This is a genomic window from Lactiplantibacillus daowaiensis (assembly GCF_005405085.1).
In the GTDB taxonomy this organism is placed as follows: Bacteria; Bacillota; Bacilli; order Lactobacillales; family Lactobacillaceae; genus Lactiplantibacillus; species Lactiplantibacillus daowaiensis.
The window spans coordinates 168,784-184,994 of the sequence record NZ_BJDJ01000003.1 but is presented as its reverse complement, the minus strand read 5'-3'; the positions used below and the strand labels follow the sequence as shown (position 1 = coordinate 184,994).

Annotated in this window: 13 protein-coding genes; 3 read left to right on the top strand and 10 right to left on the bottom strand. The window is 43.9% G+C overall.

The genetic code is table 11. From position 1 onward, the window contains the following. Positions 1 to 74: 74 nt before the first annotated feature. From FFM75_RS03520 to FFM75_RS03485, 8 genes are all read right to left on the bottom strand, one after another. Positions 75 to 611, bottom strand: coding sequence for an HdeD family acid-resistance protein (locus FFM75_RS03520; RefSeq protein WP_137627812.1), 537 nt, complete (start codon positions 609 to 611; stop codon positions 75 to 77). Positions 612 to 875: 264 nt separating this feature from the next. After that, on the bottom strand, positions 876 to 2,279 hold the full coding sequence (gene argH / locus FFM75_RS03515; protein ID WP_137627811.1) for an argininosuccinate lyase: 1,404 nt from the start codon (positions 2,277 to 2,279) through the stop codon (positions 876 to 878). Then, positions 2,279 to 3,514, bottom strand: a complete 1,236-nt coding sequence (locus tag FFM75_RS03510; RefSeq protein WP_137627810.1) for an argininosuccinate synthase — start codon at positions 3,512 to 3,514, stop codon at positions 2,279 to 2,281. The genes argH and FFM75_RS03510 overlap by 1 nt, the downstream gene beginning before the upstream one ends. 253 nt (positions 3,515 to 3,767) lie before the next feature. Next, complete coding sequence (locus FFM75_RS03505; RefSeq protein ID WP_137627809.1) at positions 3,768 to 4,244, bottom strand: S-ribosylhomocysteine lyase; 477 nt, start codon at positions 4,242 to 4,244, stop codon at positions 3,768 to 3,770. Positions 4,245 to 4,303: 59 nt separating this feature from the next. Continuing rightward, complete coding sequence (gene uvrA / locus FFM75_RS03500) at positions 4,304 to 7,159, bottom strand: excinuclease ABC subunit UvrA (protein ID WP_137627808.1); 2,856 nt, start codon at positions 7,157 to 7,159, stop codon at positions 4,304 to 4,306. An 11-nt stretch (positions 7,160 to 7,170) separates the two neighbouring features. Then, entirely contained in the window at positions 7,171 to 9,174 is a 2,004-nt protein-coding gene (uvrB, locus tag FFM75_RS03495; RefSeq protein ID WP_137627807.1) for an excinuclease ABC subunit UvrB, read from the bottom strand. Between the two features lie 168 nt (positions 9,175 to 9,342). After that, complete coding sequence (locus FFM75_RS03490) at positions 9,343 to 9,990, bottom strand: HD domain-containing protein (protein WP_137627806.1); 648 nt, start codon at positions 9,988 to 9,990, stop codon at positions 9,343 to 9,345. A gap of 111 nt (positions 9,991 to 10,101) precedes the next feature. Next, positions 10,102 to 11,298, bottom strand: coding sequence for an MFS transporter (locus tag FFM75_RS03485; protein ID WP_137627805.1), 1,197 nt, complete (start codon positions 11,296 to 11,298; stop codon positions 10,102 to 10,104). Between the two features lie 169 nt (positions 11,299 to 11,467). Between FFM75_RS03485 and FFM75_RS03480 the strand changes: the two genes are divergently transcribed. After that, positions 11,468 to 12,025, top strand: a complete 558-nt coding sequence (locus tag FFM75_RS03480) for a M15 family metallopeptidase (RefSeq protein ID WP_137627804.1) — start codon at positions 11,468 to 11,470, stop codon at positions 12,023 to 12,025. Positions 12,026 to 12,077: 52 nt separating this feature from the next. Here FFM75_RS03480 and FFM75_RS03475 read toward each other — a convergent pair whose 3' ends face one another. Beyond that, complete coding sequence (locus tag FFM75_RS03475) at positions 12,078 to 13,805, bottom strand: phospho-sugar mutase (RefSeq protein ID WP_137627803.1); 1,728 nt, start codon at positions 13,803 to 13,805, stop codon at positions 12,078 to 12,080. A 217-nt stretch (positions 13,806 to 14,022) separates the two neighbouring features. Between FFM75_RS03475 and FFM75_RS03470 the strand changes: the two genes are divergently transcribed. Together FFM75_RS03470 and FFM75_RS03465 are read left to right on the top strand one after the other, a co-directional pair. Further along, positions 14,023 to 14,469 carry a DUF3290 domain-containing protein gene (locus FFM75_RS03470; protein WP_137627802.1) on the top strand — a complete coding sequence of 149 codons (447 nt, stop codon included), beginning with the start codon at positions 14,023 to 14,025 and terminating at the stop codon, positions 14,467 to 14,469. Between the two features lie 6 nt (positions 14,470 to 14,475). Then, on the top strand, positions 14,476 to 15,108 hold the full coding sequence (locus FFM75_RS03465) for a DUF421 domain-containing protein (RefSeq protein ID WP_137627801.1): 633 nt from the start codon (positions 14,476 to 14,478) through the stop codon (positions 15,106 to 15,108). Between the two features lie 85 nt (positions 15,109 to 15,193). Here the strand turns inward: FFM75_RS03465 and trxB are convergent, their stop codons facing one another. Next, the gene (trxB, locus tag FFM75_RS03460; RefSeq protein WP_137627800.1) at positions 15,194 to 16,132 is read right to left on the bottom strand and encodes a thioredoxin-disulfide reductase; all 939 of its coding nucleotides are present in this window, start codon (positions 16,130 to 16,132) and stop codon (positions 15,194 to 15,196) included. Between the last annotated feature and the right edge of the window lie 79 nt (positions 16,133 to 16,211).

Below are 16,211 nucleotides of genomic sequence, written 5' to 3'. Positions count from 1 at the left end.
CGTGTCTTTTCTAGTTACCGACTTATGCCCTAGCAAAAAGGGCGCGGTTTCCCGCCACCCTTAAAAAGCTGATCCTAGTCGCGACGTGCAAAGGCGATCAAAATCGCATTGATCCCAAAGACCACGAAGTAAATGCTGACGATGACATTGAATGAAAAAGCCGCTACTAATGGGTTGAAAATCAACATAATGGCTAAAATCAAACTGATAATATCCAAAATAACTGAAATGATAAAGTAACCCATCCCAAAGACGCGCAAATGTGACGCCACAACTAACCGTTCAATTGAATCAATTAAGAACCAAAAAGCAAAGACGTAGCCTAAAACCACGATACCAGTTGGCGCATGGAATAAGAACAGTAACCCAACAATGATATCAATCACGGCAAAGACCAATGCAAAGTTAGCCCGCAGTCCCGTTTCACGCCGCAATTTCGTATAGCCACCAATGGTGGTAATCCCACTAATAATCGCCGCAATCGCAAACAGGAACACTAAACTAAGTAACGCAGCTTGAGGTTGTTTGATGACAAAATAACCCGCAATCAAAAAGATGACCCCGGTCATAAATTCGGTCCAGTCAAACCCCCAACGATGATCATTAAACATAAGTTTTAACATCTCCAATTTTCTTTAATTCCATCATACCAGTAAATGAAAGAGTTTCCAATTTTTTCATTAAGCTTAACTAAAGCCCAAATAACGTGATGATTATTTAAATAATCCACAATTAATTTACCAGTTAGTAAGTTCAATATACCAAGCTTTGTAAATTGACGCAACCGTTTCCATTCCTGACTTTATCCCAAAAGAAAACCAGGGCAGCCATAACTGTCCTGGTCTTCATATCAATGGTCAAATTGATAAACAAGTTTAATTTTGAGCGATGGATTGGTAAGTTGCCAATTGTGCTTGGGCCCGTTTAAGTTCCGCTTTGATTTGGTCAAAGCCGGTCCCACCTAAGGAGTGCCGCCGCTCAACAGCAACCTTGGCGTCTAAATCATGATAGACATCTTCATCGATCAATGGTGAGATTTCCTGATATTCTGCTAACGGAATATCTTGTAATGGTCGGTTCTTTTTCAAGCCATCTAAGACTAATTTACCGACGATGGCATGGGCTTGCCGGAATGGAATCCCCTTATTTGCTAGATAATCCGCTAATTCAGTTGCGTTTGAGAAATCGTTTGTCGTGGCATGCGCCATGCGATCTTCATTAACGGTCAAGGTCGCCAACATGCCAGTAAAGACATGTAGACTCGTCAACACGGTATTCACGGTGTCAAAAACGCCCTCTTTATCTTCTTGTAAATCTTTATTGTAGGCCAATGGAATAGCCTTCATAACGGTCAATAAGCCCATCAAGTTACCATAGACACGCCCAGATTTCCCGCGAATCAATTCTGCCATGTCCGGATTTTTCTTTTGCGGCATGATCGAACTCCCAGTTGAGAACTGATCACTTAAACTAATGTACTTGAATTCATAACTGCTCCAAGAGACGATCTCTTCACAAAAACGCGACAAGTGCATCATTAAAATCGACGCATTGCTCAAGAATTCTAACACAAAGTCCCGATCAGAAACGGCGTCCAAACTATTATGATAAACCTGACTAAAACCAAGCAACTTCGCGCTGTACTCCCGATCGATTGGGAAGGTCGTCCCAGCTAACGCTGCAGCCCCCAACGGCGAAATATCGGTATGTTGCATATTGAATTCGAACCGTTCCATGTCCCGTTTAAACATTTGGTAATAAGCCAACAAGTAGTGCGCGTATGAAATCGGTTGGGCGTGTTGTAAGTGGGTATACCCCGGCATAATCGTTTCCACGTTTTCACTAGCTTTATCGACAAGGACACTTTCCAAATCATGCAAGCGATCCAAAATCTTTGGCAATTGATGTTTCATGTACAAGTGAAAGTCCGTTGCCACTTGGTCATTACGTGACCGGGCCGTGTGTAGCTTACCCGCTACCGGACCAATCTCTTCAGTCAATAGTGATTCGATATTCATATGGATATCTTCATTAACAGTTGAAAATTCAAGCTTGCCTTGTTGCAATTGTTGTTCAAGTTTTTCCAGACCGGCCGCAATTTGATCCGCATCGGCTGCACTCAAAATTCCGGTATGTTTTAACATCTTAACGTGCGCCAATGATCCAGTGATATCTTCAGCAGCTAATAATTGGTCAAAGCTGATCGATGCACCGAAATCATCCACGTACTTGGCGCCAGTTTCCGTAAACCGGCCGCCCCATAATTTACCCGTACTCATTAGGCATGTGCCTGCGTGGCTTTAGCGTCTGCTTGTGCTTTGGCTTGCACTTGCGCATTCACTTGAGTTGGGAGTCCCCATAACTTGATGAAGCCAACGGCAGCTTGTTGATCGAATTCATCCGCAGCCGTGTAAGTAGCTAAGTTCTTGTCATATAAGGAGTTTGGTGACTTCCGTCCTTCAGTGATGACATTGCCTTTGAAGAGTTGCACTCGAACCACACCGTTGACAACTTGTTGCGTTTGCTTCAAGAAGACGACCATTGCGTCCATCAATGGTGAGAACCAAAGGCCATTGTAAATGGTATCCGCTAATTTTTGTTCAATGATTGGTTTGAAATGCGCCAATTCACGTTCAAAGGTTAAATCTTCCAAGTCTTTATGCGTTTTGAGTAAGACCGTTGCTGCAGGTGCTTCATAAACTTCACGTGACTTGATACCGACTAACCGATTTTCAATATGGTCGATCCGGCCAATCCCATGTTCGCCAGCAATTTTGTCCAGCTTAATGATCAAATCAGCTAAATTCATGGTTTCACCATCCAATGCGACTGGTACCCCAGCTTCAAACGTGATTTCTAACGTCGTTGGCGTATCAGGCGTATCCGCTAATGCTTTAGTCCGGTCAAAGGCATCAGCTGGTGCCCCTTCCCAAGGATCTTCTAAGATGCCACATTCATTGGCCCGGCCCCAAAGGTTTTCATCAATGGAATAAGGACTGTCCAAATTGATTGGCACTGGAATGTTGTGTTCTTTAGCATAGTCAATTTCTTCTTCCCGTGACCAATGCCAGTCCCGGACCGGTGCTTCGATCTTAATATCTGGTGCTAACGCGTGAATAGCCACTTCAAACCGCACTTGGTCGTTACCTTTACCAGTACAGCCATGCGCAATGGCAACGGCATGTTCTTTTTTAGCCAAGGTCACTAATTTCTTGGCAATCAATGGCCGTGATAAGGCCGAAACTAATGGATATTCGCCTTCATAAAGCGTGTGGCCTTGTAAAGCAATCAAGGCATATTCTTCAGCGAATTCTTGCTTCGCATCAATCATGTATGACGCAACCGCACCTAACTTCAAGGCTTTTTCTTTGATGGCATCCATATCTTTGCCTTCACCAACATCGATACCACAAGCAACGACGTCATAGCCCTTATCTTTTAACCAGCTAATTGCGACTGACGTATCTAAACCACCAGAATAAGCGAGAATAATTTTATCATTTTGTTTGACCATTGATTTGTACCTCCAAAATATTAATGTCGTGTTTCTCAATGACAGTATCGTACCACCCGGTTTAACTTTATGCAATGATTTTTGCAAAATATTCGTTATTTTTCAAATATTCATCATTTAATTGGATTTTTATACATTTATACAGTTAATTTTGTATTTTAGGTCTCATTTTCAGCCAATAAAAAAGCGTCATACCTGGTTAGGTATGACGCTTCGTTTAGTCATTTCTCATTTTTAACTCAATGACCGGATATTATTCAACAACTTCCCGGACAAATGGATCTGAAGAGATTCCTTCAGATAAAATCAATTTAGCCCATTCTTTAGCAGAGAATAAGGAGTGGTCTTTGTAGTTCCCACAGCTATCGATCGTCGTGCCTTGAACGTCTTTCCATTCAGCAGGACCAGCGATAAATTCTAAAGAAGACTTTAAGGCCTTAGCAACTTCTTCAGTGCTATGTTCACCCCAAGTGATCAAATGAAAACCAGTCCGACAACCAAATGGTGAACAGTCAATGACGCCATCCATCCGGTCACGCAATAAACCAGCTAGCATATGTTCGATCGTATGCAATCCAGCTGTATCAATCGCTGACTTGTTGGGTTGGACTAACCGCAAATCAAAGTTGGTAATGGCATCCCCTTTAGGACCATGTTCGACCGTAATTTTACGGACGTAAGGTGCCAATACTTTCGTATGATCTAATGTAAAACTTTCTACTTTAGCCATTCAAAAACACTCCTCTATTGGATAATCTAATAACAATCTTAGTGTAGCACAATTAACCACTATTTGGTCTGAGCAGCCGCCATCCGGTCACGATCACGCGCCAAGACCGGCTTCAAGTATTGCCCAGTATAACTTTCTGGTACGGCCGCAATATCTTCTGGAGTCCCAGTTGCTAAGACGGTCCCACCACCGGCACCACCTTCTGGGCCTAAGTCGATCAAGTAATCAGCCGACTTCACCACGTCTAAGTTATGTTCGATGATCAACACCGTATTCCCGGCATCGACTAACCGTTCTAGTACCCCGATCAAGCGGCGAATATCTTCGGTGTGCAATCCAGTTGTGGGTTCATCCAAGATATAGAAGTTCTTCCCGGATTGTTGCTTGTGTAATTCAGAAGCTAACTTCATCCGTTGCGCTTCTCCACCAGATAACGTAGTTGCTGGTTGACCTAATTTCACATAGCCCAAGCCAACATCGACCAACGTTTGTAGTTTCCGGCGAATCTTAGGGATCGGTTCAAAGAACTTCACCGCTTCAGAAGCCGTCATCTTTAAGACATCGGCAATGTTTTTACCCTTGTATTCGACTTCCAATGTTTCAGAGTTATACTGTTGCCCATGACAAACTTCACAGGGCACGAAGACGTCTGGTAAGAAGTTCATTTCAATCTTCAAAATGCCATCACCATGGCACGCTTCACAACGACCACCCTTAATGTTGAAACTAAAGCGGCCTTTTTGATACCCGCGCAGTTTTGCTTCATTTGTTTGGGCAAATAAGTCTCGAATATTGTCAAAGACCCCGGTATACGTTGCCGGATTACTGCGTGGGGTTCGACCAATTGGACTCTGGTCGATATTAACCAAGCGCTCAATATTTTTGACACCACTGATGGACTTATACTTACCAGGCTTTTCAGAATTACGATTTAGTTTTTGGGCTAAAGCGCGTTTTAAAATATCGTTAACTAAAGTTGATTTACCAGAACCGGAAACCCCAGTGACTACCACAAATTCACCAAGTGGAAAATCAACATCGATTTGTTTCAAGTTATTTTCGGCTGCGCCGGTAATTCGAATCTTCTTGCCATTCCCCGTACGCCGACTAGTTGGGACTGGAATAAACCGTTTACCAGCCAAATATTGTCCGGTTAACGACTTCCGCGAGCGGGCAACTTGCTTCGGCGTCCCGGCGGCCATGACTTCACCACCGTTTTCCCCGGCACCTGGACCGATATCAATAATATAATCAGCGGCCCGCATCGTATCTTCATCATGTTCCACGACAATCAAGGTATTGCCTAAATCACGCATTTTCTTTAATGAACTAATCAACCGGTCATTATCACGTTGATGTAACCCGATTGATGGTTCGTCCAAAATATACAAGACTCCCGATAAGTTCGACCCGATTTGAGTCGCTAACCGAATCCGTTGCGCTTCCCCACCAGAAAGCGTCCGCGCTGCCCGACTGAGCGTCAAATAAGCCAAACCAACATTTTGCAAGAAGGTTAAGCGATCGCGAATTTCCTTTAAGATTGGTTGCGCGATGACTAAATCTTGATCAGATAATTGCAACTTCTCAAAGAAAGCCAGTTCATCGCCGATAGCTTCATCCGAAACCGTCCCAATATGTTCGCCAGCGATTTTAACCGCAAGGGCTTTCCGGTTTAACCGGAACCCATGACACGTTTGACAAGTTAGTTCGGTCATGTATTTCCGCATTACATCACGCGTGAAGTCACTGTTCGTTTCCCGATAACGCCGGTCAACGTTATTCATAACCCCTTCAAAAACGGCATCCACATCACGCACACCACCAAAGTCATTTTGGTAGTGGAAGTGGAACTGTTTGCCATCTGAGCCGTATAAAATCGTTTGTTGATCAGCTTTTGACAAGTCTTCAAACGGCACATCCATTGGAATATCGAGTTGTTCACACGCTTGTTTCAACATTTCTGGATAGTACTGTGAACTGATTGGATTCCAAGGTGCCAACGCGCCTTCAGCTAACGTCAGGCTTTTATCTGGAATCACCAAATCTTCATCGACTTCCAGCTTCATGCCGAGACCTTCACAGTCGGGACAAGCCCCTTGAGGTGCGTTAAATGAGAATAAACGTGGTTCTAATTCACCCACAGTGAACCCACATACTGGACAAGCATAGTGTTCAGAAAACAGAATTGGGTCGTCACCGATCACATCGGCAATCGCATAACCACCACTCAACCGTAATGCCGCTTCAAATGAATCGAATAATCGTGACCGGTCACCAGGTTTAACCACGATCCGGTCAATCACGATTTCAATCGTGTGTTGCTGGTTTTTATTCAACTCAAAAGTTTCACTAATATCATGAATCTCGCCATCAACGCGCACCCGAACAAAGCCTTCACGTTTAATCTTATCGAAGACTTTTTTGTGTTCGCCTTTCTTTTGCCGCACGATTGGTGACAGGATTTGCAACTTGGTCCGTTCAGGTAACTTTTGAATCCGATCAACCATTTGTTCAACGGTTTGACTGGCAATTGGTGTCCCATCATTAGGACAAATCGGTTTACCAACGCGGGCCCATAATAGGCGCAAATAGTCGTTAATTTCCGTGACCGTCCCAACCGTTGACCGGGGGTTTTTCGATGTTGTCTTTTGATCAATCGAAATTGCTGGGCTTAACCCATCGATCGAATCCACATCCGGCTTTTGCATTTGGCCTAAGAATTGGCGCGCATATGCGGATAAACTTTCAACATAGCGACGTTGGCCTTCGGCATACAACGTATCAAACGCTAAAGAACTTTTCCCAGAACCTGATAAACCAGTAATGACAACCAGTTTATTCCGCGGAATCGTCACATCAATATTTTTTAAGTTATGGGCGCGTGCGCCATGAATGACAATCTTATCGTTCGCCAAAAAGAAGCCTCCTAGCTAATTTGTGCTTTTAATTCCATTACCGTATCCCGCAACGTGGCCGCTTGTTCGAAGTCTAGCTTCTTAGCAGCCGTCTTCATTTGTTCTTCCAACTTGCTGATCATATCAAGTTGTTGTTCACGGGTCATATCATCAAAATCGTCTTCTAAGAAGTCATCTTTTTCACCCGTATCAGCCGTCGTCTTCGTTGACGCAATCAACTCTGGAATCGACTTTTTAATCGTATGTGGCGTGATATGATGGTCCTCATTATATTGCTCTTGAATTTGACGCCGCCGCGCCGTTTCATCAATCGCCGCTTGCATCGATGCAGTCGTCGTATCGGCATACATAATCACCGACCCATGTTCATTACGAGCTGCCCGACCAATCGTTTGAATCAAGGAACGTTCATTCCGCAAGAACCCTTCCTTATCGGCATCTAAGATGGCAACTAAGGAGACTTCTGGCACATCGATCCCTTCACGTAACAAATTGATACCGACTAAGACATCAAATTTACCCAATCGTAGGTCCCGGATAATCTTCGTCCGTTCCAACGTCTTGATATCGCTGTGCAAGTACCGGACTTTAATCCCTAAGTCTTTCATATAGTCGGTTAAATCTTCGGCCATCTTCTTAGTCAACGTGGTCACAAAGACCCGTTCATTTTGTTCAATCCGTTGATTGATCTCACCAACTAAATCATCGATTTGACCCATAATTGGCCGTACTTCAATCGTTGGATCTAACAAGCCTGTTGGCCGAATGATTTGTTGAACCACATGTTTGGTCCGATCCATTTCATATGGCCCGGGGGTCGCTGACATGTAGACCACCTGATTAATATGTTGTTCAACTTCGGCGAGCTTCAATGGCCGATTATCTAAAGCACTCGGTAAGCGGAAGCCATAATCAACTAACATTTGCTTTCGCGCCCGGTCCCCGTTATACATCCCGCGAACTTGAGGCATCGTCACATGCGATTCATCGACAACGAGTAAGAAATCTTTTGGAAAGAAGTCCAACAATGTATAGGGTGGTTCACCAGGTTTACGGCCATCCATAAAGCGTGAATAGTTTTCAATCCCGTTGGTATAGCCCATCTCACGTAACATTTCAACATCATATGTGGTCCGTTGCTTTAACCGTTGGGCTTCGAGTAACTTACCATCAGCGGTCAATTCTTTGAGGCGACCGTCTAATTCATCTTCAATCCCATCAATGGCATGATCCATAATGTCATCGTTAGTCATAAAGTGGGTCGCCGGGAAGATCGCCACATGGTCACGATCACCTACAACTTCACCCGTTAAGGCATCGATTTCGCGAATCCGGTCGATTTCATCACCAAAAAATTCCACACGCAATGCATGGTCATCCCGCGACGCTGGGAAGATTTCAACCACATCACCGTGGACGCGGAACCGCCCCCGTTGAAAGTCAATGTCGTTGCGATCGAATTGAATATCGACTAATTTACGCAATAAGTCGTTCCGTTCAATTTGCATACCGACCCGCAAGGACACCACGTGATCCTTATATTCGGTCGGATCACCTAACCCAAAAATACTCGAAACTGATGCCACAACAATGACATCATTGCGTTCAAGTAATGAACTCGTTGCGGAATGCCGCAGTTTGTCGATTTCGTCATTAATGGCGGAATCTTTTTCGATATACGTATCACTCGAAGGCACATACGCTTCCGGTTGATAATAATCGTAATAACTCACAAAGTATTCCACCGCATTATTGGGGAAAAACTTCTTAAATTCACCATATAATTGGCCCGCCAACGTTTTGTTATGTGACAAAATCAACGTTGGTTTATTGACTTGGGCAATGACATTGGAAATCGTAAAGGTTTTCCCAGTCCCAGTCGCCCCCATTAAGATCTGTTCTTTTTCACCCGCGTTGATGCCAGCCGTCAATTGTTGAATCGCGTCTGGTTGATCACCCGTTGGTTGGTAGTCTGAGACTAAGTCAAACCGATTATTATCCACCCGATCGATCAAGGTAACTCCTCCTTTGAGTGCTTGTTTAATCCTATTTTAGTAATACCGCTTAGCAGTCACTTTAACCGTGACCACCAGTCTGTTTCGCACAAAAAATAGGCAAGCTGCTGCTTCCCTATCAACTACAAAACCGCTATTTATTTTAGCACATCGAACATACTTTCGCCATTAAACGGATTGCGAATCCGATCCTAAGATTTGTTGCGTTAATGCCTGCAACTTATTTTGATTCGTGAACGATTCCGCCAACATTTCTGGCAAGACTTGCTTTAAGAAATATTGCACACTCGCCAGCTGTTTAAAGCCCACGATCGTCTTCAAACTTTCTTGATAAATGTCTGTAAAGACGGCTTCAGGATTGCCCTTTTGGATTTCACCAAAGGACTCGTATAATAAATCCACCTTATCCGCAACTGACAAGATTTGACCTTCAAGGGTGTCATCTTTGCCTTCTGATAAACGGCGTGAATAGGCCGCTTGAAATTCAGTCGGAATCTCATTTTGAACAAAGTTTTGCGACAACTTATGTTCGACATCGGCTAACATCGTTCGCAATGACGGTGTTGCATACTTGACTGGCGTCTTAATGTCACCGATAAAGCGTTCATTATAATCGTGGTTCAACGCTTTTTCATATAACGCCCGCCAATCGATCGTTTGACCAGCATTTTCTTCCACATCACCTAAAAACTGCGCGACTTCCGCCACTTTAAAAGAATGAGCGGCTACCGAGTGATTCTGATATTTGAAAAACCCTGGTGCGCGTTGAATCGTTTCTAAATTACTTAAGCTTTGTAAATATTGATGCATCCCCATGCGATCAACCTCCCATCTAATCAGTCTAAATTTGACCTATTCTAACAGAAGCCGCCAGCGCAACGCAAGCAAAACGCGACGACCCTAATTGGCATCGTCGCGTCCGATCGTTTATTTAGCTGTCGTCACTTGGTTGGGATGCCGTAATAAGAACGCCATCAAGTAAGACACGATCAAGAACCCAGCCACCACAATGTATGGATAATGGTAATTCATGTCTAGCAACATCCCCGACATGATTGGTCCCACAATATTCCCAACACTCGTTAGCGACATATTCAAGCCGTTGATCAACCCTTGATTCGACGCACTCGCTTTGGTCAGTAAGGTTGTAATCGCAGGCCGTAGCAAATCAAACGCTGAGAAAATCACTAACGTCGCCACAATGACTTCCCATTTCGTATGCGCTTGGGTAATCCAAATCGTACAAACAGCCGCGGACGCAAAACAAACCCGAATCACGCGCCGTTCACCCCACCGTTGGACCATCGTATCAAATAATGCCACTTGTAAGAATAATGAAATCAGCCCATTGAGCGTTAAAACTAACGCAATATTACTTAAGCTAAAGTGAAAGACTTCATTCACATAAATACTATAAATGCTTTCAAAGCCTTGCAGCCCAAATGATGATACTAAAATCATCGTGAATAAAATAATAATCGGCACAGTCCAAAAGGCCCGGGTCATCGGATGATGCGCCGGCGCATCCGTTGAATCTGGTTGTTCAAGATCACTAGCGGCCATCACATCCGCATCCCGTGGCAATAACACAATTAAGACGATAGCACTAATTAAGCCTAACGTCCCGGCAACCCAAAACGGCGTCTTATAGCTGATACCAGCTAAGATGCCCCCGATCCCCGGGCCCAAAATCAAGCCACCACTAAAGGCTGCGGACAGCCAACCGATCACTTTAGCCCGTTGACGTTTGGTTGTGATATCTGAAGCTAGTGCCATGGCCGTTGGCACCACCATCGCTGCTGATAAGCCCCCAACGAGGCGCGAAATATTAAAGACCCATAGTTGATTAGTCAATGCGAATAAGACTTCTGACACCATGTAGAGAAATAAGCCAGTTGCTAAGACCGGTTTACGACCGATTTTATCCGATAGCCGCCCGATGATTGGCGAAGCCACAAACTGCGCCAACGCAAACAAGGCATTCATAATCCCCATATCAGTTGCTGTTAAATGCAATTCATTTTTAATAAACGGCATGACTGGAATGACTAAACTAATCCCTAAACATACAAGAAACTCACTAAAAATCAAAATAAAAATGGCCCGTTTGGTTTGACGCGTCATTAGCTTCACCTTCTCTGAATTTTTTAAACCACAATGCTATTATCTTAACAAGTTGAACTAACTAATGTCTAGTTAAACGCACTTAATCATGACAACCCGTTATCCCAGACAAAACACGTTAAATTGCGTACAATAAAGCTAATGTTAACTTCAGAGGAGGTCGCTAATTATGTTATCACCTGCATTAACCGGGTTCACCAATGTTCAGACGTTGGACCCTGAAATACACGTCGATTTACGCTACGCCACCACTAATAATTTCACTAAGCAAGTTGTTTATGATTTTACAACTGCGATTGTGCGCACCGGGACGGCGCAAAAACTTGCTCAAGCCAGTGCCCTTGTTAAAGCCCAAGGTTATCGTTTAAAGATTTGGGATGCTTATCGCCCCGTCAGCGCCCAAGAACGCTTATTTGAAGTTTATCCCGACCCGGAGTTTGTCGCCAAACCCAACCCTAACTTCAGCCATCAAAAAGGGGTTACGTTAGACTTAACGTTAACTGAAGCTGATGGGACTGAATGTCCAATGCCGACGCCGTTTGACGACTTTACCGCATTAGCTCATCGCGATGCCCCACGCACCGCAGTTCAAGACCACTATTATCAAATTCTCGACCAAGCGATGCATCAAGCTGGTTTTGTCGGTTACGAGAACGAATGGTGGGACTATCGCGACAGTCAAATGGATGACTACCAACCACTCAGTGCTGATCCTAATGATTATTAAGATGACTACAAAAGGCACGCCGAGTTGGCGTGCCTTTTTGTATGGGCCAGTTTTAGTCTTTGATAAACGCTTGTAACGCTTGTTCAAATTGATCAAGCTTGGTATTGGCTTGGTCTAAAGAATCACCTAACGTCCCAATGTAGAACTTAATCTTAGGTTCAGTCCCCGATGGGCGAATCGCAATCCAAGTGCCATCACTTAACTTGTACTTCAACACATTTGCTTGTGGTAAGGCAATCGCTGCCGTATGACCATCAGCAAAAGTTTCAACTTGTGATTGGAAATCTTCGGTTGAAACCACATCAAAGCCATTAAAGTCAGTTGGGGCTTCTTCACGGAACTTCGTCATCAAGGCCGCAATCTTATCACTACCACCGACACCATCGAATTCTTCTGACGTGGTCTTTTCACGGAAATACCCATATTCAGCAAACAATTCTTGTAAGCCGTCATATAAGTTCTTACCTTGGTGTTTGTAATAAGCCGCCACTTCAGCCAATAAGACCGTCGTTTGAATAGCGTCCTTATCGTGGACGAATGGCTTGATCAAGTAACCGTAGCTTTCTTCAAAGCCAAACATATAAGTATGTTCACCAGTTGCTTCAAAGTGTTCAATTTGTTCCGCAATGTACTTGAAACCGGTCAAGACATTGATCATATCAACATGATATGCGGCCGCGACCTTCGTTGCAAATTCACTAGACACGATGGATTTAACCGCCGCAGCATTGGCTGGCAACGTGCCGGCATCTTTATTAGCTTGTAAAATGTAATGTAATAAGACCGCCGCAATTTGATTCCCAGTTAACAATACATATTCGCCATCTGGTTGACGGACGGCAGTCCCCAAACGGTCAGCATCTGGATCGACCGCAATTAAGACATCCGCGTCTTCTTTTTTACCCAAGTCAATCGCCATCTTGAAGGCTTCTGGGAATTCAGGGTTCGGGAACTTGACCGTGGAGAATTCAGGATCGGCCACCGCTTGTTCTTTGACCACACTAAAGTGTTCAAAACCAGCATTCCGCAATGCTTTTTCACCCAGCATCCGACCAGTCCCATGTAATGGCGTGAAGACCAACTTCATGTCTTTACCCGTTTCGTCGATCAGTTTTTGGTTGATGGTAACATCCTTGACCTTAGCCAAGTATGCTTGATCGACATCATCACCGATGATTTGCATCGTTTTAGCTGCTAATAATTGAGCTTCATCAGCAACTTTAATGGCGAATAAATCCGTGACTTTGCGAATATATGACGTAATCATATCGGATTCCTTCGGTGGCATTTGACCGCCATCTTCACCATAGATCTTATAACCATTGTATTGCTTAGGGTTATGACTAGCCGTGATCATAATACCGGCATAAGTATGTAAATGCCGGACCGTAAATGAAAGTTCAGGTGTTGGCCGTAAACTTTCAAAGACGAAGGACTTGATGCCATGCTCACCTAAAACACGGGCTGATTCATGTGCAAAGTCTTCTGAATGGTGACGCGAATCAAAACTAATCGCGACCCCGCGTTGTTTAACTGCATCGTCTAATGTGTCCATAAACCGAGCTAAACCTTCAGTCGCTTGACGGACGGTATAAATGTTCATCCGATTGATGCCGGGCCCCAATACCCCGCGCATCCCAGCAGTCCCGAATTCCATCGGTTGATAAAACGCATCTTCCAAAGTCTCGTCGTCACCTGCTAAGGCAGTTAATTCTTTTTTTAAACTTGGTTCCAACGCAGCCTGTGCGTGCCAAGTATTGTAATTATCTTTCCAATTCAAAATAGGCCATCCCCATTCATATAATTGTTAGTGCTTACAATGACAGTATACAACATGTTGTTAGTTAACCAAGTAAAATTTACTGAAAAAATGCGGTTTATTAACGAATCCTTAGTAAAGTTTACGTTGATTAATTGATTGACCTAACCACCTTAAAGGGCAATTCGTTAACGAAACTGACAAACTTGATATAATTAATTTTATGGAGGGATTTTTGATGACTTTTTATACTTACGATTATTTGATCAATCAAAATAGCAATCATACCATTCTTCAACTAGCTGTCATTAGTATCATCATCCTAGTCATCGCACTATTGAGTTGGCTATGGTATCGGCACAAAACGGACCTAAAGTATCGTGACTTATTCATTATCATGGTACTCGTCTTGCTCTTACTCGTTGGCATTCAGGTCAATGAATGGCAGACCTTGCAATCCACTTTTTCGCAAAAATCACAAGTCACCCAAATTATGCAGCGAATCGCCAAAGAAAAAGGCGTCAAACCAAGTCAGGTCCAGTCAAATACGTCAACAGTCAGCAGTGGGATGCTCGTCTACGTACAAGGCCATATTTATAATGTCACGGTTAATACTGATGGCAATAGCTATACGTTAACGCCCGCTACCCCGATTAACCAACCAATTAAAACTGTTAGGAAGTGAAGCTAAATGTTCTCATATTGGGATGTCACCATTAAATTAGCACTAGGTCTATTAACGATTATTTTACAAATTAACTTGTCTGGAAAGAGCAATTTAGCACCCATCAGTGCTTTAGATCAAGTCCAAAACTATGTGCTCGGGGCAATCGTCGGTGGCATGATTTATAGTACTAGTGTCACGGTCTTGCAATATATTTTGGTCTTACTGATTTGGACGATTCTCGTTTTGGTCTTACGCTTTTTGACCCACCACAATCGTTACTTAAAACAACTGATCGACGGCAAGCCGCAACTTTTGATCAAAAACGGTGAACTCATGGTAGCGACTGCTTTAAAAAATGGGATGAGCGCTAACGATTTAACCTTTCGCTTACGTACCGAAGGCATTACCGACATTCGCTATGTCAAACGCGCCGTTCTGGAACAAAACGGTCAATTGACGATTACTCAAGTTGGCGACGATGCCATCAAGTACCCACTGATCGTCGACGGTCAGCTCAATGTCGATGCGTTAGCCACTAGTCAACATGACCGTGCTTGGTTGGACGCACAGTTAGCTGCCAAACACTACGAAATCAGTGATATTTATCTAGGGACTTATACCAACCAGCAGCTATTGCTGTTTCCTTATCAACATTAAGTATCCCCAACAAAAAAATGGCCGCCTGATGACAATCAATATGCCATCAGGCGGCCATTTGTATGCAGCACTAGTCCAGGCGCCATTAAACGCGCGCTTTGTCTCCTAATGCGGTAATGTAGTTATAAACTTGTTGACCAGCAGTCCCACCTTCACCAACAGCGGTCGCAACTTGACGGAGGTCCTTCTTACGAACATCGCCAATCGCAAAGATACCTGGGACTTTAGTTTCCATGTGATCGTTAGTTTCAATCCAGCCATTTTCATCGGTAATCCCGAGGTTAGTAAATGGCTTGGTGATTGGGTTGATGCCGACATAGATGAAGACGCCATCAACGGCAATCTCACTGTCTTCACCAGTCTTGTTATTGTTAACTTTAACGGCCGTGACCTTCTTATCGTCACCAACAATCTCAGTCACATTGCTGTTCCAGACAAATTCCATCTTATCATTGGCAAATGCCCGGTCTTGCAAAATCTTTTGAGCCCGTAATTGATCGCGCCGGTGAATAACCGTCACTTTTGCTGCTAATTGGGTTAAATAAGTGCCTTCTTCAATGGCAGAGTCACCACCACCAACGACAACGACGTGCTTGTTACGGAAGAACGCCCCATCACAAACCGCGCAGTATGAGACACCCCGGCCACCATAAGTATCTTCACCAGGAACCCCGAGTTTCCGATATTCAGAACCCGTCCCGATAATGATTGCTTTGGTTTCAAACGTGTCAGAATCCGTTTTAACGACCTTAATGTCACCTTGGTCTTCAACCGATTCAACACTGCCGTAAGCATATTCAGCCCCAAATTGGGTTGACGATTCATACATGTCCTTGGCTAAGTCAGGTCCTAAGACCGATTTGAACCCCGGATAATTTTCAATTGCGGCGGTGTTGTTCATCTGACCACCGTAAATACCGCGATCTAACAGTAACACTGATAAGTTGGCGCGTGATGCATATAAAGCTGCCGTCATCCCCGCGGGACCGGCACCAATGATAATCACGTCGTAACGCTTTGCCATGTCTAAAAGACCCCTTTCGCTAAATGCCTCAAATTCCTATGTGGCTTAATATACCCCCAAAATTTACGTTTGTCGACTA